This is a genomic window from Streptomyces sp. NPDC028289 (genome assembly GCF_055565975.1).
This window is the reverse complement of record NZ_JBVHTI010000008.1, coordinates 133826-152276: the sequence shown is the minus strand read 5'-3', so window position 1 is coordinate 152276 and position 18451 is coordinate 133826. Positions and strand designations below refer to the sequence as shown.

General features: G+C 73.2%; 14 protein-coding genes. 8 read left to right on the top strand and 6 right to left on the bottom strand.

What is annotated here, in order from left to right; translation table 11 throughout:
* The first annotated feature begins 24 nt into the window (after nucleotides 1-24).
* A complete protein-coding gene (locus ACZ4UV_RS37340; RefSeq protein ID WP_451016132.1) occupies nucleotides 25-1464 on the top strand; it encodes a GNAT family N-acetyltransferase in 1440 nt (479 codons plus the stop codon).
* Nucleotides 1465-1592: 128 nt separating this feature from the next.
* Here the strand turns inward: ACZ4UV_RS37340 and ACZ4UV_RS37335 are convergent, their stop codons facing one another.
* Both ACZ4UV_RS37335 and ACZ4UV_RS37330 read right to left on the bottom strand, forming a co-directional pair.
* Nucleotides 1593-2024, bottom strand: coding sequence for a VOC family protein (locus ACZ4UV_RS37335; RefSeq protein ID WP_451016131.1), 432 nt, complete (start codon nucleotides 2022-2024; stop codon nucleotides 1593-1595).
* 120 nt (nucleotides 2025-2144) lie between these two features.
* Nucleotides 2145-3344 (bottom strand): epoxide hydrolase family protein, encoded by a 1200-nt coding sequence (locus tag ACZ4UV_RS37330; protein WP_467844113.1) that lies wholly within the window; start codon nucleotides 3342-3344, stop codon nucleotides 2145-2147.
* Between the two features lie 221 nt (nucleotides 3345-3565).
* On the opposite strand from ACZ4UV_RS37330, the gene ACZ4UV_RS37325 reads away from it, so the two are divergent.
* Nucleotides 3566-6355 carry an AAA family ATPase gene (locus ACZ4UV_RS37325; RefSeq protein ID WP_467844110.1) on the top strand — a complete coding sequence of 930 codons (2790 nt, stop codon included), beginning with the start codon at nucleotides 3566-3568 and terminating at the stop codon, nucleotides 6353-6355.
* 11 nt (nucleotides 6356-6366) lie between these two features.
* On the opposite strand, the gene ACZ4UV_RS37320 is transcribed toward ACZ4UV_RS37325, so the two are convergent.
* The gene (locus tag ACZ4UV_RS37320; protein WP_451016128.1) at nucleotides 6367-7551 is read right to left on the bottom strand and encodes a trans-sulfuration enzyme family protein; all 1185 of its coding nucleotides are present in this window, start codon (nucleotides 7549-7551) and stop codon (nucleotides 6367-6369) included.
* A 59-nt stretch (nucleotides 7552-7610) separates the two neighbouring features.
* Between ACZ4UV_RS37320 and ACZ4UV_RS37315 the strand changes: the two genes are divergently transcribed.
* From ACZ4UV_RS37315 to ACZ4UV_RS37295, 5 genes are all read left to right on the top strand, one after another.
* A complete protein-coding gene (locus ACZ4UV_RS37315; RefSeq protein WP_351499255.1) occupies nucleotides 7611-8102 on the top strand; it encodes an Lrp/AsnC family transcriptional regulator in 492 nt (163 codons plus the stop codon).
* A 33-nt stretch (nucleotides 8103-8135) separates the two neighbouring features.
* Entirely contained in the window at nucleotides 8136-9824 is a 1689-nt protein-coding gene (locus ACZ4UV_RS37310) for a DUF885 domain-containing protein (RefSeq protein WP_467844105.1), read from the top strand.
* A gap of 999 nt (nucleotides 9825-10823) precedes the next feature.
* The gene (locus ACZ4UV_RS37305; protein ID WP_351499285.1) at nucleotides 10824-11051 is read left to right on the top strand and encodes a ferredoxin; all 228 of its coding nucleotides are present in this window, start codon (nucleotides 10824-10826) and stop codon (nucleotides 11049-11051) included.
* On the top strand, nucleotides 11038-12432 hold the full coding sequence (locus ACZ4UV_RS37300; RefSeq protein WP_351499249.1) for an NAD(P)/FAD-dependent oxidoreductase: 1395 nt from the start codon (nucleotides 11038-11040) through the stop codon (nucleotides 12430-12432). Before ACZ4UV_RS37305 ends, ACZ4UV_RS37300 begins: the two co-directional genes overlap by 14 nt.
* A gap of 34 nt (nucleotides 12433-12466) precedes the next feature.
* Nucleotides 12467-13696 (top strand): cytochrome P450, encoded by a 1230-nt coding sequence (locus tag ACZ4UV_RS37295; protein ID WP_451016125.1) that lies wholly within the window; start codon nucleotides 12467-12469, stop codon nucleotides 13694-13696.
* 7 nt (nucleotides 13697-13703) lie between these two features.
* Here the strand turns inward: ACZ4UV_RS37295 and ACZ4UV_RS37290 are convergent, their stop codons facing one another.
* Nucleotides 13704-14219 (bottom strand): immunity 21 family protein, encoded by a 516-nt coding sequence (locus ACZ4UV_RS37290; RefSeq protein WP_351499245.1) that lies wholly within the window; start codon nucleotides 14217-14219, stop codon nucleotides 13704-13706.
* Between the two features lie 47 nt (nucleotides 14220-14266).
* Nucleotides 14267-14740, bottom strand: a complete 474-nt coding sequence (locus ACZ4UV_RS37285) for a rhodanese-like domain-containing protein (protein WP_451016124.1) — start codon at nucleotides 14738-14740, stop codon at nucleotides 14267-14269.
* A gap of 139 nt (nucleotides 14741-14879) precedes the next feature.
* On the opposite strand from ACZ4UV_RS37285, the gene ACZ4UV_RS37280 reads away from it, so the two are divergent.
* Nucleotides 14880-15326, top strand: coding sequence for an Lrp/AsnC family transcriptional regulator (locus ACZ4UV_RS37280; RefSeq protein ID WP_351499241.1), 447 nt, complete (start codon nucleotides 14880-14882; stop codon nucleotides 15324-15326).
* A gap of 123 nt (nucleotides 15327-15449) precedes the next feature.
* Here the strand turns inward: ACZ4UV_RS37280 and ACZ4UV_RS37275 are convergent, their stop codons facing one another.
* Nucleotides 15450-18440, bottom strand: a complete 2991-nt coding sequence (locus ACZ4UV_RS37275; protein WP_467844100.1) for an AAA family ATPase — start codon at nucleotides 18438-18440, stop codon at nucleotides 15450-15452.
* Nucleotides 18441-18451: the final 11 nt, after the last annotated feature.

The window sequence follows — 18451 nt, the reverse complement described above, 5'->3', positions numbered from 1 at the left end:
CACAGTGGCTGCATGAATCGAGACATGACTGATGTGACACGCACGAGGAACGGACGGCCCGTGCACCACTGGCGACGGGACGTCGTCGAGCTCGCCGCCCTGTTCACGGCCGTCGCGGTGGCCGACGCGGTGGCGAACCTGGTCGGGCACGGACCCGACGGTCCGGCACTGCTGGTGATCTCGGCGCTCATGCTGGCGGCGACGGCGGGCTTCCACGTCTGGTGGGCGAGGCGCCCAGGTCACGCACCGCCGGTGACGGATACCGATACCGGCGTCCGGCCGGCCGTTCCCGAGGCACGGCAGGCCGGACCCGGAGCGGACGCCGCGGGAACCGGCGACCGGGCGAGCACGCTGTGGCGGCTGCGGACGACGGTGCGGGACGAACCCGGTTCGCTGGCGGCGCTGTGCAGCGCGCTCGCCGGGCAGCGCGTGGACATCCTGAGCCTGCAGACGCATCCGCTGGGCGACGGCACCGTGGACGAGTTCCTGCTGCGGGCCCCGGGCGGACTGATCGCCGGCGAGATCACGCGGGCGGTCGCGCTGGCCGGGGGCACGGACACCTGGATCGAGCGGGCCGACGCCCACGATCTGGTGGACGCCCCGACCCGGGTCCTGGGCCTGGCCACCCGAACCGCCCTGGACGCGGCGGAACTTCCGCTGGCCCTCCGGCAGTTGTTGGGGAGGTGCACGATCCGCTCACTCCCCGCCCACCCGGTCGGCGGGGCCCGGAGCCCCGAGGCGGTTCCCGTCGAGGGGGCGCTGGAGGACACCGTGATGCGGCTGCGTGCGCCGGAGGGGGGAGTGATCACCGTGGAACGGCCGTATCTCCCGTTCACGCCGACCGAGTTCGCGCGGGCGCGGGCGCTGGTGGAGCTGGACGCCCGGCTCGGGCCGCGCATCCCGCGCAGCCAGGACGTGATCTCGTTGCCCGCGGGCAACGAGATCACCGTGCGCCGGGCCGACACCGGTGACCTGCGCGCGGCGAAGGCGATGCACGAGCGCTGCTCGACGCGGACGCTCGGGCTGCGCTACCACGGGCCGGTCGGGGACGCGGACCGTTACCTGAACCACCTGCTCAGCCCCCGCTTCGGCCGGACGCTGGCGGTGCAGACCGCGTCGGGCCGGATCGTCGGCCTCGGGCATCTGCTGTGGGACGGGGACGAGACCGAGGTGGCGCTGCTCGTCGAGGACGACTGGCAGCGGCGCGGCATCGGCAGCGAGTTGCTCGGCCGGCTGGTGAGGATGGCCGTCGAGGCGGGCTGCGAGAGCGTGTACGCGGTGACGCAGGCGTCCAACACGGGGATGGTGGCGGCGATGCGGGGGCTGGGGTTGCCGCTCGATTACCAGATCGAGGAGGGGACGTTGGTCATCACGGCCCGGCTGGAGGCGGTGCCGGGGGACGCCGTGACTGCCGCGGGGTGGCTTTCCGGCGCCGGTGAGCTGGGGAACGCCGAAGCCCCGTAGCGCACGGCCGGTCGGCGGCTGCGGGTGCGTGGGGGCTGGCCGCGCCCACGCGGCGGACCCGCACATGAATACGGCCCCGCAGCCGACGGGTCGCCACAGCCTCGCAGCCCCGCCTCGGGGGACGTCAGTCAGCGCCCGGGCAGCCGCTCCGTGACCTCCTGCAGGATCCAGCCGTTGCCGTCGGGGTCGCTGAAGGAGGCGTACGTGGCGTACGTGCGGCCGTCCGGGTCGGGGCCGTCGACCCGGACCTGGCTGCCCGTGTCGTAGACGTTGTGGTAGACCTCGCTCACCTCGACGCCTCTGCCGAGAAGATCGGCACGGGCCGCCTGGATGTCGCTGACCACGAGGTACAGGCCCTGGGCGGAGCCGGGTGCCGCCGGGGTGATTCCGCGGCCGAAGTGGATCGAGCACGCCGAACCGGGAGGCGTCAGCTGGATGATCCGGAAATCCGGGCCCGCCTCGTAGTCCGCGTCGAGCCGCCATCCCAGGTTCCGATAGAACCCGAGGGCACGGTCGACGTCCGCGACCGGGATCGCGGCCACCTCGAACCTCATGTCCATCGTCGGCTCCAGATCTTCGATCGGTGACGATCCCGGCTCCGTTCGCCCCGGACAGGAATCATTGTGGCGCAGGGGACGGAAGCCCCGCATGTGCTGGGCTTCCGTCCCCTGCGAAGGGGTCTAGCGGAGGGTGCGGAAGCCGCTGCGGAGTTCGCCGACGAGGAGCTCGGGCTGTTCCCAGGCGGCGAAGTGCCCGCCCTTGGGGAGCCGGTTGAAGTGGACGAGGTTCGGATAGGCCTCCCTGGCCCAGCTCTCCGGCGCCTGGTAGAGCTCGTCGGGGAAGACACTGACGGCCACGGGGAGCTGCACGCCCTTCGCGCCGAAGAAGGGAGTGGTGTTCTCGGCGTAGAGGCGGGCGGCCGAGACGGCCGTGTTCGTCAGCCAGAAGAGCGTGACGTTGTCCAGGACGTCGTCCCGCGTCAGCCCTTCCCGTACGCCGTCGAAGGCGCGCGTGATCAGCGCCAGGCTCTTCGCGTCGTGATCGAGCAGGAACGCCGCCAGGCCGACGGGCGAGTCCGCGAGGCCGGTCAGGGACTGCGGACGCGAGCCCATCATGTAGGCGTAGTAGACGTGCCGGTACACGAAGTCCAGCTGCTCGACGGCGCGCTTCTGCTCGTCGTCGGCGAGGACGACGTCGTCCGGAAGCGGGTTTCCGGCGACGATCGCCAGTTCGATGCCCGGCGGGATGACCTTGGGCATGTTGGTGTGGATACCGACCAGCCCCGCCGGCTCCTGCACACCCATGAGGTCGGTGACGACGGCGCCCCAGTCGCCACCCTGCGCCACGTACTTCGTGTAGCCGAGGCGCTTCATCAGCTCACCCCAGGCCCGGGCGATGCGCTCCGGGCCCCAGCCCTTGGCCGTGGGCTTGCCCGAGAAGCCGTAGCCGGGCATCGAGGGGATGACCACGTGGAACGCGTCCTCGGCGGAGCCGCCGTGCGCCGTGGGATCGGTGAGCGGCTCGATGATCTTCAGCTGCTCGATGACCGAGCCAGGCCAGCCGTGCGTGACGATCACCGGCAGCGCGTTCTCGTGCTTCGAGCGGACGTGGAGGAAGTGGATGTCCAGTCCGTCGATCTCGGTGATGAACTGCGGATAGGAGTTCAGCCGTGCCTCGACCTTGCGCCAGTCGTACTCCGTGGCCCAGTAGCGCGCCAGTTCCTTGACGGTGGCGAGCTGGGTGCCCTGCGACTGGTCGGCGACGGTCTCCTTCTCGGGGAAGCGCGTCGCGGCGACGCGCGCACGCAGGTCCTGGAGCTCCGACTCGGGGAACTCGCAGGTGAACGGGCGGATGGCCGCCGCTGCTGAGGTGTCAGACATGTGGGGGTGCGTCTTCCATGTTCGATCGGCGGCCCGGTGCCGCCGGCTCGTCCACAGTGCTGCAGATCTACGCGCGTCACCCCAGGGAGAACCCCGGGGTGTCCCCCGTGGCCGGATCCCGGGTACGACAAAGCACAGAAACCCGCCCGAAGGACTCGAAAGGAATACCTTTGACATGACGTGCCGAAGTGGCGTTCCGGGTGTTCCAGGAAGATCAACCCATGGATGCACAGACCATCGATCCGCGGGTCGCCCTGCGGGGCCGGCGGCGTGAGCTGGCCGCACTGGACCAGGTACTGGCGACCGTGCGGGCGGGCCACAGCGCGGTCCTGGTGCTGCGCGGCGAGGCCGGGATCGGCAAGACCGCGCTGCTGGACTGCGCGGCCGGCCGGGCCGCCGGGTTCCGCGTGCTCCGTGTCGCGGGCGTGGAGACGGAGATGGAGCTTCCCTTCGCGAGCCTCCACCAGCTCTGTGCGCCCTTGCTGGGCGGGGCTCACCGGCTGCCCGGTCCGCAGCGCGCCGCACTGTCCGTGGCCTTCGGACTGCAGGACGGCAAGGTACCGAACCGGTTCCTGGTGGGGCTGGCCGTGCTCGGACTGCTCGCCGACACCGCCAAGGAGCGCCGGCTGGCCTGCCTCGTCGACGATGCGCAGTGGCTGGACGAGGAATCCCTGCACGTGCTCGGATTCGTGGCCAGACGGCTGGCAGCCGAGTCGGTGGCCTTGGTCTTCGCCCTGCGGGACGCCGACGGCGGCCGTGAGGTGGCCGGCCTGCCGGAACTGACGGTCGAGGGCCTCGGCGAGTCCGACGCGCGTGCCCTGCTCGCTTCGGCGGTGCACGTGCCGCTCGACCCTCTGGTACGGGACCGGATGGTCGCCGAGACGCGCGGCAATCCGATGGCCCTCCTGCAACTGCCGCGCGCGCTGACGCCCGCCGAGCTGGCAGGCGGCTTCTGGCTGCCCGGCAGACGTCCTTTGGCAAGCCATATCGAAAGCGCCGTTCACCGGCGGTTCCGATCGCTTCCGGCGGACACCCGACGGCTTCTGCTGACAGCCGCGGCCGAGCCCACCGGAGACCTGGACCTGCTGTGGCGCGCGGCCGGTCTGCAAGGGATACCGGCGCACGCCGCAGCACCCGCCGAGGACGCGGGACTGGTCGAGTTCGGCACCAGGGTGCGATTCCACCACCCCCTGGTGCGCTCGGCCGTCTACCGGCGGGCCGCCGCGCCGGAACGCCGGGCGGCGCACCGGGCACTCGCGGAGGCGACGGATGCTCCCCTGGATCCTGATCGCAGGGCCTGGCATCGTGCTCATGCCGCGCCACGGCCCGACGAGGACATCGCCGTCGACCTGGAGCGCTGTGCCGACCGGGCCCAGGGCAGGGGCGGCATCGCCGCGGCGGCCGCGTTCCTGCGCCAGGCGGCGGAGCTCACTCCCGATCCCGCGCGGCGGGTGGCCCGCGCGCTGGTCGCTGCCCAGGCCCACATCGACGCCGGAGCAACCGACCAGGCGTACACCCTGCTGGCCGACGCGGAGACCGGTCCCCTCGACGACCTCGGGCGTGCCCGCCTCGAGCGGCTGCGAGCCCGGCTGACCTTCTCCCGGGTGCGGGGCGGCGCCGCGCCCCGGCTCCTGCTCGACGCCGCGAACCGGCTGGCACCTCTCGACGCGGCCCTTGCCCGCGACACCCTCCTGGAGACGTTCGGCGCGGTGATCTTCGCCGGTCGTCTCGGTGACGGGCCCGGGCTGCGAGAAGTGGCCGAGGCAGCCCGCTCCGGCCCACCGCCGCGGACGCCGCCGCGGATGGTCGACGTGCTGGTGGACGGCATCGCCGGCCGGATCCTCGACGGCCACGAGAGGGGCACAGCCGCTCTCAGGCAAGCACTGCGCATCGTCCGGCAGGAGCTGAGAGCCGGCGCGACGGATGCTGACCGGCACAGGTTGTGGCTCGCGTTCCGGGTGACACCCGAGCCACTCGCACCCGAGCTGTGGGACGACGGCGCATGGCATGAGGTGGCGGTGACCGCCGTCGCTCTCGCCCGTCAGGCTGGGGCGCTCGCCGTCCTGCCCATGGCGCTGACCTATCAGGCGTGCTCCCACGTCGAGGCCGGTGAATTCGACACCGCGGCGGATCTGATCGACGAGGCCACCGCGATCTCGGACGCGGTGGGCGGCGTACCCATGATGCACACGTCGCTGATGCTCGCCGCCTGGCGGGGACAGACGCAGCCGGCCATGGCACTGATCGGGACCACCGTCGACGAAGTGCGTCCCAGGGGTGAGGGGCGCGTGCTCGGCATGGCCGAGTACGCCACCGCGCTGCTGTACAACGGACTCGGCCGCTACGACGACGCGCTGGCAGCCGCGACGCGCGCATGCCGGTACGAGGACCTGGGCCTGTTCGGGTGGGCGCTGGCCGAACTGGTCGAGGCGGCCGCCCGCAGCGGGCGCACGGAGGCGGGCGCGGCGGCGCTGGAGGATCTCACCGAGCGCACCCGTGCGAGCGGTACCGAGTGGGCCCTGGGCACAGGGGCCTGCTCGCAAGCGTTGCTGAGCGACGACCGGACCGCGGAAGCGCTCTACCAGGAGGCGATCGAGCGTCTCGGACACTCCCGCGTGGCGGTCCAGCTGGCCCGCACCCGTCTTCTGTACGGCGAGTGGCTACGGCGCCGGAACCGCCGTCAGGAAGGCCGCGTCCAACTACGCTCCGCCTACGAGGCGTTCAGCCGGTTCGGAGCCGACGCCTTCGCCGACCGCGCCCGCCGGGAACTGCTGGCGACCGGCGAGACCGTTCGCAGGCGAACGGCCGGGGCGGGCGTCGGACTCACCAGCCAGGAGGCCCAGATCGCCAGGCTCGCCGGGGACCACACCAACTCCGAGATCGCCGCCCAGCTGTTCATCAGCCCCCGCACGGTGGAGTGGCACCTCGGCAACGTCTTCGCCAAGCTCGGTGTGAGCTCCCGCCGACACCTTCGCTCGGCGCTGTCCCCTCCGGGGACGGGCACGCCCTGAGTCCGATCGTGTCAGGGGCGCAACTCGCCCAGGGCCGTGTCCAGGTCGCGCCACAGGTCGTCCACGTCCTCCAGCCCGACCGACAGGCGCAGCAGCCGGTCGCTCACCCCGGCGCCGCGGCGGTCTCTCTCGTCGACGACGCGGTGGCTGATGGAGGCCGGGTGCTGGATGAGGGTGTCGACGCTGCCGAGGCTGACGGCGGGGGTGATCAGGCGGACCCGGGCGACGACCTCGTGCGGGTCGTCGTAGACCTCGAAGGCGATCATCGCGCCGCCCAGCCGTGGGTAGTGGACGCGGGCGACGCGCGGGTCGGCGGTGAGGCGGTGGGCCAGTTCGGCGGCGGTGGCGGAGGCGGCGCGGACCCGGACCGGGAGGGTGGACAGGCCGCGCAGCAGCAGGTAGCCCGCGAGCGGGTGCAGGACGCCGCCGGTGGCGAATCGTATCTTCCGGAGCTGCCCGGCGAACTCCTCGTCGCAGGCGACCACTCCGCCGAGCACGTCGCCGTGGCCGCCGAGGTACTTGGTGGCGCTGTGCAGCACCAGCCGGGCGCCGAGTTCGGCGGGGCGTTGCAGCACGGGCGTGGCGAAGGTGTTGTCGGCGAGCAGCGGCACCGTGCCGCAGGCGTGGGCGACGGCCCGCAGGTCGAGTTCGGCGAGGGTCGGGTTGGCCGGGGACTCGACCAGCACAAGGCCGGTGTCGGGGCGCAGCGCGTCGGTGATCCCGGCCGGGTCGGTCCAGGTGACCTCGGTGCCGAGGAGGCCGGCGGTGAGCAGGTGGTCGCTGCAGCCGTACAGGGGCCGTACCGCGACGACATGGCGCAGGCCGGCGGCCGCGCGGGCGAGGAGGACGGCGGTCAGGGCGGCCATGCCGCTGGCGAAGGCGACCGCGGCCCCGGTGCCCTCCAGGCGGGCCAGGGCGGTCTCGAAGCGGGCGACCGTCGGGTTGCCGAGGCGTCCGTAGACCGGCGGTCCCGCCGGGTCCGCGCCGTCGGCGGCGAAGGCGTCGATCCGGGCCGCCTCGGCTCTGCTGTCGTACGACGGGTAGGTGGTGGACAGGTCGATGGGCGCGGCGTGCAGGCCCTGCCGGGCGAGGTCGTCGCGGCCGGCGTGCACGGCCTCGGTGGCGAGGGCGCGCGGTGTGCGGGAGACGCGGCCGCGGACGGGCACCGGGTCGTCGTAGGTGCTTGCTGTGTCCATGACGGCAGGGTGAACAACCGACGGGGTGCGCGCGGTGAACCCCGTGTTACGTTCGGGTCATGGCCGATTCTGTCGTACTGGATCCGGTCGATCTGCATCTGCTGCGGCTGCTGCAGAACGACGCCCGGACCACCTACCGCGATCTCGCCGCCCAGGTGGGCGTGGCGCCGTCGACCTGTCTGGACCGGGTGACCCGGCTGCGCCGCTCCGGGGTGATCCTCGGGCACCGCCTCGAACTGGATCCGGCCAAGCTCGGGCGCGGCCTGGAGGCGCTGCTGTCGGTGCAGGTCAGGCCGCATCGGCGGGAGTTGGTGGGACCGTTCGTGGAGCGGATCCGGGCACTGCCGGAGTCGCGGACGGTGTTCCACCTCACCGGTCCCGACGACTATCTCGTCCACGTGGCCGTGGCGGACATGACGGATCTGCAACGGCTCGTCCTGGACGAGTTCACGGCCCGTCGGGAAGTGGCCCGGGTGGAGACCCGGCTGATCTTCCAGCAATGGGAGTGCGGGCCGCTGCTTCCGCCGGTGCCGTCGGTTCAATCCCCGTGACGGGCGGCGGTCCGTCGTACGAGGATGGACCGCATGTCACAGACCAGCAACCCGCTGCCCCGTCAGGTCGCCGACGCCTTCGTCGACGCACTCATCGCCCTCGATCCGATCACCGGTACCTTCCTCGGCGACAAGGGAAGTTCGGGCCGGCTGCCCGACACCTCGCCGGCCGGCGCGGAGGCGCTCGCCCGGCTCCAGCGCGACACGCTCGCCAGGCTCGACGAGGCCGAACGGCAGCCCGGTGCCGACAGTGACATCGAGCGTCGCTGCGCCCGTCTGCTGCGCGAGCGGCTCAGCGCCTCCCTCGCCGTGCACGAGGCCGACGAGAGCCTGCGCTCGGTCAGCAACCTGAGCTCGGCCGCGCACGCGGTGCGCCAGGTGTTCACGGTGACGCCCACCGCCACCGAGGAGGACTGGACGGCGGTCGCCGAGCGGCTGCGTGCGGTGCCGGCCGCGTTGGAGGGCTACCGGCAGTCCCTCGAACTCGGCCTGGAGCGGAAGCTGTACGCCGGTCCACGCGCCACCGCGACCTTCGTCGGGCAACTCGGCGAGTGGGCAGACACGGGTGCCGGCAAGGGCTGGTTCGAGCAGTTCGCGGCGCCCGGGCCCGAGGCGCTGCGCACCGAGCTGGACGAGGCGGCGCGCTCCGCCACCGAGGCCGTGGTGGCGCTGCGCGACTGGATGCGGGACGTGTACGCGCCGGCCGTCGAGGGCGCCCCGGACGTGGCGGGCCGGGAGCGGTACGCCCGCTGGGTGCGCTACTTCAACGGCACCGACCTCGATCTGGACGAGGCGTACGCGTACGGCTGGTCCGAGTACCACCGGCTGCTCGGCGAGATGAAGGTCGAGGCCGAGAAGATCCTGCCCGGCGCGGCCACACCGTGGGTGGCGCTGGCGCACCTGGACGAGCAGGGCACCCACATCGAGGGCGTCGACGAGGTACGCGGCTGGCTGCAGTCCGTGATGGACGAGGCCATCGAGAAGCTGGACGGCACCCATTTCGACCTGGCCGAGCGGGTGCGCCGGGTGGAGTCCCGGATCGCTCCGCCCGGCAGCGCGGCGGCGCCGTACTACACACCGCCGTCGGACGACTTCTCGCGCCCGGGCATCACCTGGCTGCCGACCATGGGCCAGACCCGGTTCCCGGTCTACGACCTCGTCTCGACCTGGTACCACGAGGGCGTGCCCGGCCACCACCTGCAGCTGGCGCAGTGGAAGCACGTCGCCGAGAACCTCTCCCGCTACCAGGCCAGCGTGGGCATGGTCAGCGCCAACGCCGAGGGCTGGGCGCTGTACGCGGAGCGGCTGATGGACGAACTGGGCTTCCTCACCGACCCGGAGCGCCGCCTCGGCTACCTGGACGCGCAGATGATGCGGGCCGCGCGGGTCATCATCGACATCGGCATGCACCTGGAGCTGACGATCCCGGACGACTCCCCCTTCCACTCCGGGGAGCGCTGGACGCCCGCGCTGGCGCAGGAGTTCTTCGGCGCGCACAGCAGCCGGCCCGCGGACTTCGTGGAGAGCGAGCTGACCCGCTACCTGTCCATGCCGGGGCAGGCCATCGGCTACAAGCTGGGCGAGCGGGCCTGGCTGCTGGGCCGGGAGCAGGCCCGGGAGCGGCAGGGCACCGGCTTCGACCTCAAGTCCTGGCACATGGCGGCCCTCTCCCAGGGCTCGCTGGGCCTGGACGACCTGGTGGACGAGCTGTCCCAGCTCTGACGGGTCGGGCCCGCGCCTGACGGAGCGGCGGCACCGAGCGGGCGCCCACTGCCGGTGGGCGCCCGCCGGCAGCCGTGACCGGGTCGACGCGGTCTGCCGTTCGGAGGTGCTCCGGTGGCGGCGGCCGGAGGCAGCGGGCTTGCTGGTGCCGGGGCCACCGGACCAGGAAGCGAGCCGCGGATGCAGACCTCCACGCACCCGAGGGAGCCGTTGCAGACCCCCCGTGCAGCCGGTGCGGCCGGGATCGTGTTCGCACTGCTGCTCGCCGCGGCCATCGTGCTGATCCGGCTGGGCATCCCGCAGGGCGCGACAGCGGTCACCGCCCAGCAGCCGGATCCCGCCCGGCGCAGCGCCGTCCAGGCGGCCCTCGCCCTGGTGCCGTTCGCGGGCATCTTCTTCCTGTGGTTCATCGGCGCCGTCCGCGCGCACATCGGCGACGCCGAGGACCGGTTCATGGCCACCGTGTTCCTCGGCAGCGGCCTGCTCTTCACGGCCATGATGTTCGGCGGCGCCGCGGCGGCCGCGGCCGTGCTCGCCACCGCGCATCCGGCGGGTACGTCGCCCTCCCGGCCCGCCTGGGACTTCGGCCAGCACCTGGCGTACACGCTGATGATCGGGTACGCGATGCGGATGGCGGCCGTGTTCACCTGCTCCGCGTCGGTGATCGGGCACCGCCTGGGCATCATGCCCCGCCCGCTCACGGTGCTGGGCCTGCTCGTCACCCTGGTGCTGCTGTTCGTCTCGCCCAATGTGCCCTGGTCCGAGCTGGTGTTCCCGGCCTGGTCGCTGCTGCTCGGCCTGCACATCATCGTGGCGGGCTTCCGTCGCCCCCCCCGCGGCCCCGGCGGCCTGACGGCTCGCTCACCCGATCGGCGGCCCCGGCGGGCGACGGCGGGACCGGGCTCCCATGCTGGCGTACGGGGAGTTCTCCGCCGTCCGGGGCTGGATCGACGGACCGCGGTACGCACCGGACCTGGCCACCGGAAGGGCGGAGCCATGATGCGCCTTGTCGTCGACCTCAACAGATGTCAGGGATACGCGCAGTGCGCGTTCCTCGCTCCGGACGTCTTCGCCATGCACGGCGAGGAATCCCTCGTCTACAACCCGCAGGCCGAGCAGGAGCACCGGGAGCGGGTGGCGCGGGCCGTCGCCGCCTGCCCGGTGCAGGCGATCACCGCCGACGGCCTGGACGGATTCGCGGGAGGGGCATCCGATGCCGCCCACTGACTATCTCGACTGGTTGCGGCGCGAGGGCCGGATCGTCGTCGTGGGCGCCTCGCTGGCCGGGCTGCGGGGTGCCGAGACGCTGCGAGCCGAGGGGTTCACCGGCGAACTCACCATGATCGGCGACGAGCCGTACGAGCCCTACGACCGGCCGCCGCTGTCCAAGGCGGTGCTGCTCGGCAGGGCGGTCCCGCACCACACCGCGCTGCCGCACCGCGGGGAGATCGACGCGAAGTGGCGGCTGGGCGTCGCGGCGACGGGTCTCGACGTCGAGGCCAAACGGGTCCGGCTGGCCGACGGCGACGAGGTCGAGTACGACCGCCTGCTGATCGCGACCGGGGTGCGGGCCCGGCCCTGGCCCAAGGAGGACGAGGCCCGGCTGGAGGGCGTGTTCACGCTGCGCACCCGGGACGACGCGGCGGCGCTGCTGCGGCGTCTGAAGGCCGGCCCGCGCCGGGTGTTCGTGATCGGCGCCGGGTTCACCGGGTCGGAGATCGCCTCGGCCTGCCGGGAGCAGGGGATCGCGGTCACCGTCGCGGAACGCGCGGGCGCACCGCTGGTGGGCGCCCTTGGCGGGGTGATCGGCGCGGTGGCGGCCGAGATGCACCGCGAGAACGGCGTGGACCTGCGCACCGGCGTCCAGGTCACCGCCTTGGAGGGCGACCCGGCCGGGCGGGTGCGGGCGGTCCATCTGTCCGACGAGTCCGTCGTCGAGGCGGACGTGGTGATCGTGTCGCTCGGCGCGGTCCGCAACACCGACTGGCTGGCCGGTTCCGGTCTCGGCGCGGGCCCGCGGGGCATCGCCTGCGACGCGGGCTGCCGTGCCTTCGACTTCCGGGGCATCGTCACCGACGACATCTTCGTCGCCGGTGATGTCGCCCGGTCGCCGCACGCGCTGTTCGGCTACCAGTTCCTGTCGCTGGAGCACTGGGGCAACGCGGTCGCCCAGGCCGAGACCGCCGCCCACAACATGATCAGCCCGAGTGCCGAGCGGCGACCGCACCTGTGGGTGCCGGCGTTCTGGTCGTCGCAGTTCGGGGTGAACATCAAGTCGGTCGGGGTGCCGCCGATGGGCGAGCAGATCATGATCACCCAGGGTTCGCTGGCCGAGCGCCGGTTCGTCGGGGTGTACGGCTACCAGGGCCGGACGATCGCCGCGGTGAGTTTCGACAACACGCGGTGGCTGGAGTTCTACCAGCGGCAGATCGAGAGGGCCGCGCCGTTCCCGGTGGAGTTCCCGACCGTGGACCGCCGTCCCGAGGGACGGGTGCCGGTCGACGCGGACTTCCCGGACCCGGCCCTGCCCACGCACGCCCCCATGGTGACCCTCAGCGGCTACTCGCCGACCGACACGCAGCTGGTCTTCCACCCCGCCCGCCACTGACCGCGACCCGGCCCCGACGCTCCAAGGAACTGTCATGACGCAGACCTCGATGTTGCGCCAGATCACCGACTTCGCGAACCGAGCCAACCCGTACCCGCTGTACGAGGAACTCCGCAAGACGCCGGTGCTGCACGAGGAGGAGGACGGCCCCTACCTCATCAGCACCTACCACGACATCGAGGCCCTGCTGCACGATCCGCGGATCAGCTCCGACGAGTCCAACGTGACCGCGGGCGGGGACGACGAGCTGTCCGGCCCGGAGGCGACGGGCCTGCCCCCGAGTTTCATCCGGCTCGACCCGCCGGAGCACGACCGGCTGCGCCGGATCGCCAACAGTTCCTTCGGGCCGCCGCACCAGCCGCGCCGGATCGACGGCATGCGGGGCCAGCTGGAGGAGATCGTCACCGAGCTGATCGACGGACTCGGGGACGCCCGGGAGATCGACCTGGTCGACCAGGTCGCCTACCCGTTCCCGGTCACCGTCATCTGCCGGCTGCTGGGCGTGCCGCGGGAGGACGAGCCGCGGTTCCGGGCCTGGGTCGACCCGATCGTGGCCGGCCTGGACCCCGACAGCCGCACGGCCGACGAGTCCGCGAAGACCGCACAGGAGGCCCGGCTCCAGCTCGGCATGTACCTGAACGGGCTGGTGGAGCAGCGCGCCAAGGAGCCGCGCGAGGACATGCTGTCCGACCTGGTGCACAGTCACGGCCCGGACGGCGCGATGACGACGATGGAGGTGCTCAGCACCTCCGTGCTGCTGCTCATCGCCGGCCACGAGACGACGGTCAACCTCATCACCAACGGCATGCTGACACTGCTGCGGTACCCGCAGTACCTCGAGCGGCTGCGCGACGACCCGGGGCTGTCGGTGCGGATCGTGGAGGAGCTGCTGCGCTACGAGCCGCCGGTGCAGCTGCTCCCGCAGCGCACCTGCATCGCCGATCTCGAGGTGCACGGGGTGACCATCCCCAAGGGGTCGCGCATCTGGCTGATGCTGGGCGCCGGAAACCGGGACCCGCACCGCTTCACGGACCCCGACCGCTTCGACCCGGACCGCCAGGACATCCAGCACCTCGGCTTCGGCAGCGGCATCCACAGCTGCTTCGGCGCCCCGCTGGCCCGCCTGGAGGCCCAGATCGCGCTGTCCCAGCTGGCCCGCCGGCTCGACAACCCGCGCCTCGTCGAGGACCCGCCGCCCTACCGCCCCAACGCAGTACTGCGCGGCCCGCGCCACCTCGCCATCGCCGTCGACGGCATCAAGTGACGGTTCGTCAGGACGGGAGTCGTCGCAACTGCACGAGGCCCAGCCAGGTTTCCGGGCCGGGTCTGGTGTAGGCGGCGCGCACCGCGTAGGTGCCCGGCTCCAGCGGGACCCGCAGATGGTCCCCGCCTTCGGCCTCGCCGCCGGGCCAGGCGGAGTCGAACAGGACGACGGGGCCGGGGACCTGCCAGCGGATCTCGTTCTCCCATGCGGCTCCGTCGAGGGCGGCGGGCACCTGTGCCAGGAGTTCCTCCTCCGAGTTGGCGGCGGACCACCGTACGAAGGTGCCGTGGTCCGGCAGGAAGGACGTCGAGGCGGGTTCGTCGCCGAGGACCAGGGCGGTGCTGTCCCCGACCGGGAGCAGTCCGACGTAGCCGTCGACCTCGCAGGCCCGGTCGTAGTCGGTGGCCAGGTCCTCGCTGTCGGCGCCGGCCCAGAACGGCAGGACCGTCTCCGGGACCGCCACGAGCGGGCCGCCGCCCGACTCCACCCACTCCACCGCGCCTGGATCCGCATATCGAGTCATGGGGTGAACCTACACGGACAGCGAGGGCACAGGTTCGCCTCCGGGAATCAGCAACCGCAGTCGCCCGCGACGGGTGCGGTCAGCGGGTCCGGAGCGCGGCGCTCGCGGCCCTGCCAGGTCTCGAACTCGAAGCCCTCACGCACCCAGTACTCGAATCCGCCGAGCATCTCCTTGACCTGATAGCCGAGTTCGGCGAGCGCGAGAGCGGCGCGGGTGGCACCGTTGCAGCCGGGACCCCAGCAGTACGTCACCACCGGCACGGCCTTGTCGAGGAGTTCGGCCGCCTGCCCGGGGATGAGCGCGGTGGGCAGGTGGACGGCGCCGGGGATGTGGCCCTGGTCCCAGGATTCGGTGGAGCGGGAGTCCAGGACGACGAAGCCGGGGTGACCGTCGGCGGCCAGGGCCGCGGCCACGTCGGAGACGTCGGCGTGGAAGGCGAGGCTCGCCCGGAAGTGGGCGGCGGCCTCGGCGGGTGCGGCGGGGGCGACGCGCAGGACGGGGTTGAGGGTGGTGCCGGTCATGTGGGCCCCTTTCGCTCCGGCCGCCGTCGGTGCGGCGGATCTCCATGGCCGTAAATCTACGAGGGTGACGGGGCGCCCTGAAGGTGTGATCCCCGGCCTCACCCTTGCCCGGCCGGGGATTCCCTGTTATCCATCCCGCATGACCGAGTTTTCCCCGGACGCCACCGACCGGCGCATCCTCGACGTCCTCCAGCGCGAGGGCCGGGCCAGCTTCGCCGAGCTGGCACGGGCCGTCGCGATGTCCCCGAGCGCGGTGACCGAGCGGGTGCGCCGGCTGGAAGAGGCGGGCGTGATCCAGGGGTACGCGGCGGTGGTCGACCCGGAGCGCCTCGGCCTGCCCATCCTCGCCTTCGTCCGGCTGCGCTACCCGAACGGCAACTACAAGCCCTTCCACGACCTGGTCGCCGCCACCCCCGAGATCCTGGAGGCGCACCACGTCACGGGCGACGACTGCTTCGTCCTCAAGGTCACCGCCCGCTCGATGCGCCACCTGGAGGAGGTCTCCGGCCGGATCGGCACGCTGGGCTCGGTGACGACGAGCGTCGTCTACTCGTCGCCGCTCCCCCGCCGGGCCGTCGGAACCTAGGCCGGGGCCCCGTAAGGGGCGCTGGGGGTGCCCCCGGCCGAAGGCTGGGGGAGGGACTGCGCGACCAGCCACGACGGCGCCGCAGTCGCCAGACGGCATATCGCGGCACTTCCGGCGGCGCGCTCAGACCCCGCGCTGCCGCAGAGCCGAGCCCGATCTCCCCTTCACCACCTCCAGTTGGGCGTGGATGCGGCGGCGCAGATCGGCGACGTGGCTGACGATGCCGACGCTGCGGTCGCGTTCACGGAGGGAGTCGAGGACGTCGAGGACCTCGTCCAGGGTCTGGTCGTCGAGGCTGCCGAAGCCCTCGTCGATGAAGAGGGTGTCGAGGCGGACGCCGCCCGCCTCGTCGGTGACGACGTCCGCGAGGCCGAGGGCGAGCGCGAGGGAGGCGAAGAAGGTCTCGCCGCCGGAGAGGGTGGCGGTGTCCCGCTCACGTCCGGTCCAGGCGTCGACGACGTGCAGTCCGAGGCCGCTGCGGCCGCGTCCGGTGCGGTCGTCGGAGTGGACCAGGGTGTAGCGGCCGGAGGACATGCGCTGCAGGCGTACGGTCGCGGCGGCGGCGACCTGTTCCAGGCGGGCGGCGAGGACGTACGACTCCAGACGCATCCTGCGTTCGTTGTCGGCGGAGGTGCCGGCGGTGAGTCCGGCCAGGCGGGCCACCCGGTCGTACTCCTCGCGCAGCGGGGCGAGTTGCCGTACGCCCTCGGTGGCGCGGGCGGAGAGCCGGTCGAGTTCGGCGCAGCTGCGGGCGGCCCGGTCGCGGGCGGAGGCGGCGTCGCGCACCCGCCGGGCGGCCAGGGCGGCGGTGTGCTCCGCAGTGTCGAGGTCGGCGGCCGGCTGCCGGGCGGCGGCCGCGGTGTCGGTCTCCGCGAGGACCGCACGCGCTGCCGCCTCCTCGGACTGCCGTGCGTCCAGGCGCCGTTGCAGTTCGCGGTGGGCGGTGTCGTCGAGGAGGGCGGCGGCCGCGGACTGCGGGGTGTCGAATCCGGCCCGGTAGGCGGCGTCGGCGAGCCGCGCGTCGGTGTCCTTCAGGTGCCGGGCGGTGTCCTCGGCGGCACGCGCCGTCTCGGCGGCGTCGGTGAGCAGCGCCACCTGCCGCTCCAGCTGCGCGGCCCGCGCGGACACGCTGGCGGCGCTCCCCCGGGCCTGGGCGAGCTCCTCTTCGAGGGCCGCCAGTTCCGCGTCGAGGCCCTCACGGCGGGTCAGCCGTGCGGCGGCCCGGAGTTCGGCCTGCTGGCGCCCGGCCAGCCGGTGCTCGCGCTCCTGCTCGGCCAGCCGCAGCTCCTCGTGCGCCGCGTGCAGGGTGGAGCCCAGTCGTCGGGCCTGGGCGTACTCCCGCTCCAACCCGTCTGCCAGGGAGGCCAGTTGCGCGGTCGGGGTGTCGCCCGCCTCGGCGGTGGCGGCGGCCAGGGCCTCGCGTACGGTGCCGAGCCGCCGTTCGTCCCGGGCACGCTGCTCGTCGGCGCGCTGCAGGGCGGCGAGCGCGCGTTCCTCGGCCTCGCGGTCGACATGGCCCGCGAACTTCTCGGCCGGCGCCGGGTGTTCGGTCGCCCCGCAGACCGCGCACGGCTCCCCCTCGGTGAGCTCCGCGGCCAGCTCGGCGGCGATGCCGTTCAGCCGCTGTTCCTTGAGGTCGAGCCAGTACGTCCGTGCCTCCACGGCCCGTTGCGCGGAGGCGAGGGCGGTGCGCTGGGCCTCGTCGGTGTCCCGGCCCAGCTCGTCCCGCAGCCGCGCCGCCTCCAGCCGCCGACGGGCGGGGTCGCGCTGTACGGCGAGCTGCTCGGCGCGGGTCGCGGCCTCCTGTGCGGAGTCGACACGGGACTGGAGCCCCGCGCGCCTGGCGTCCCAGCCGGCGAGCCAGGCCGCGGCCTCGCGCAGGGCGTCCTCGTCGTCCCGCTCCTGCCGGTCGAGCCGGCCCCGCTCGTCGACGGCCTCGGCGAGCCGTCGCTCGGCCCGGCGCGCGGACTCCAGCCCGCCCAGCTCCTCGGCGGCCCGGCGGGCAGCGCCGGCGAGCCCTGCCGCACCGGCTCCCGCGAGGGTCTCCGGCAGCAGCGCCCGCGCGCGCACCTCGGCGGCGGCCGCTCTGCGGTGCTCCTCCTCGGCGGCGTCCCGCAGCTCCAGCGCCGGCGCCACCGCTTCCGCCTTCCGGGCCCGCTCCATGCGCGCCTGCGCCGCCCGGTGCTCCCCGGCCCGTTCCTCCAGCCGTACGGCCCGCTGCCGGGCCTCCTCGAACCGGGCCTGCAACCGCGCCAGTTCGCGTTCGCCGGTCAGTGCGCGGTCGGCGGCGAACTGGGCGGACTCGGCGGCGGTGAGCCGGCAGTGGGCGACGGTCAGGCGCTCCCGCGCGGTGCTGCGGGCCACGGCGGCGGCGGCGAGAACGGCCGAGGCCAGGCCGGGCTCGCCCGGGGCCAGCTCCGGCAGCTCCATCGCGTCGGCGGCCTCCTGCTGCATGCGGTGCGCGTCGGCCAGCAGGGCGGAGTCGCCGTCCCGGACCCGGGCCTCGGTCGTCTTCCGGCGCTCGGCGAGGCGCTTCTCGACGTCGGCGAAGCGCTGGGTGTCGAAGAGCCGGCCGAGCAGCTGGCCGCGCGCGCCGGCGTCGGCGCGCAGGAAGCGGGCGAAGTCGCCCTGCGGCAGCAGCACGACCTGGCAGAACTGCTCGCGGCTCATGCCGAGCAGCTGGGTGATCTCCTCGCCGATCTCCTGGTGGGAGCGGCTGAGGTCCTGCCAGCCGCGGGCCGTCGCGTCGTACTCGCGCAGCCAGGTCTGTGCCTTGTCCAGGGTGGTGCCCGCGCCGCGCTTCTTGGGCCGCTCCCAGGGCGGCTGCCGGGTGATCTCCAACCGGCGTCCGGCGACGGTGAGTTCGAGGCGTACCTCGGTACGGGTGGCCGGGTCGGCGTGGTCGCTGCGCAGGGTGAGGCCCTGGCCGGTCTGCCGGGCGCCGGGGACGGTGCCGTAGAGGGCGTAGCAGACGGCGTCCAGGACGGAGGTCTTTCCAGCGCCGGTCGGGCCGTGCAGGAGGAAGAGCCCGGCGGCGGAGAGGGCGTCGAAGTCGACGCTCTGGGAGCCGCCGAAGGGCCCGAAGGCGGTGATGTCGAGCCGGTGGAGCCTCATGCGGCCGCCTC

What these genes read in the sequence shown, in the direction of transcription:
- ACZ4UV_RS37340 (WP_451016132.1), top strand. Translation starts at nt 25, where the DNA reads ATGACTGATGTGACACGCACGAGGAACGGACGGCCCGTGCACCACTGG.
- ACZ4UV_RS37335 (WP_451016131.1), bottom strand. Translation starts at nt 2,024, where the DNA reads ATGGACATGAGGTTCGAGGTGGCCGCGATCCCGGTCGCGGACGTCGAC.
- ACZ4UV_RS37330 (WP_467844113.1), bottom strand. Translation starts at nt 3,344, where the DNA reads ATGTCTGACACCTCAGCAGCGGCGGCCATCCGCCCGTTCACCTGCGAG.
- ACZ4UV_RS37325 (WP_467844110.1), top strand. Translation starts at nt 3,566, where the DNA reads ATGGATGCACAGACCATCGATCCGCGGGTCGCCCTGCGGGGCCGGCGG.
- ACZ4UV_RS37320 (WP_451016128.1), bottom strand. Translation starts at nt 7,551, where the DNA reads ATGGACACAGCAAGCACCTACGACGACCCGGTGCCCGTCCGCGGCCGC.
- ACZ4UV_RS37315 (WP_351499255.1), top strand. Translation starts at nt 7,611, where the DNA reads ATGGCCGATTCTGTCGTACTGGATCCGGTCGATCTGCATCTGCTGCGG.
- ACZ4UV_RS37310 (WP_467844105.1), top strand. Translation starts at nt 8,136, where the DNA reads ATGTCACAGACCAGCAACCCGCTGCCCCGTCAGGTCGCCGACGCCTTC.
- ACZ4UV_RS37305 (WP_351499285.1), top strand. Translation starts at nt 10,824, where the DNA reads ATGCGCCTTGTCGTCGACCTCAACAGATGTCAGGGATACGCGCAGTGC.
- ACZ4UV_RS37300 (WP_351499249.1), top strand. Translation starts at nt 11,038, where the DNA reads ATGCCGCCCACTGACTATCTCGACTGGTTGCGGCGCGAGGGCCGGATC.
- ACZ4UV_RS37295 (WP_451016125.1), top strand. Translation starts at nt 12,467, where the DNA reads ATGACGCAGACCTCGATGTTGCGCCAGATCACCGACTTCGCGAACCGA.
- ACZ4UV_RS37290 (WP_351499245.1), bottom strand. Translation starts at nt 14,219, where the DNA reads ATGACTCGATATGCGGATCCAGGCGCGGTGGAGTGGGTGGAGTCGGGC.
- ACZ4UV_RS37285 (WP_451016124.1), bottom strand. Translation starts at nt 14,740, where the DNA reads ATGACCGGCACCACCCTCAACCCCGTCCTGCGCGTCGCCCCCGCCGCA.
- ACZ4UV_RS37280 (WP_351499241.1), top strand. Translation starts at nt 14,880, where the DNA reads ATGACCGAGTTTTCCCCGGACGCCACCGACCGGCGCATCCTCGACGTC.
- ACZ4UV_RS37275 (WP_467844100.1), bottom strand. Translation starts at nt 18,440, where the DNA reads ATGAGGCTCCACCGGCTCGACATCACCGCCTTCGGGCCCTTCGGCGGC.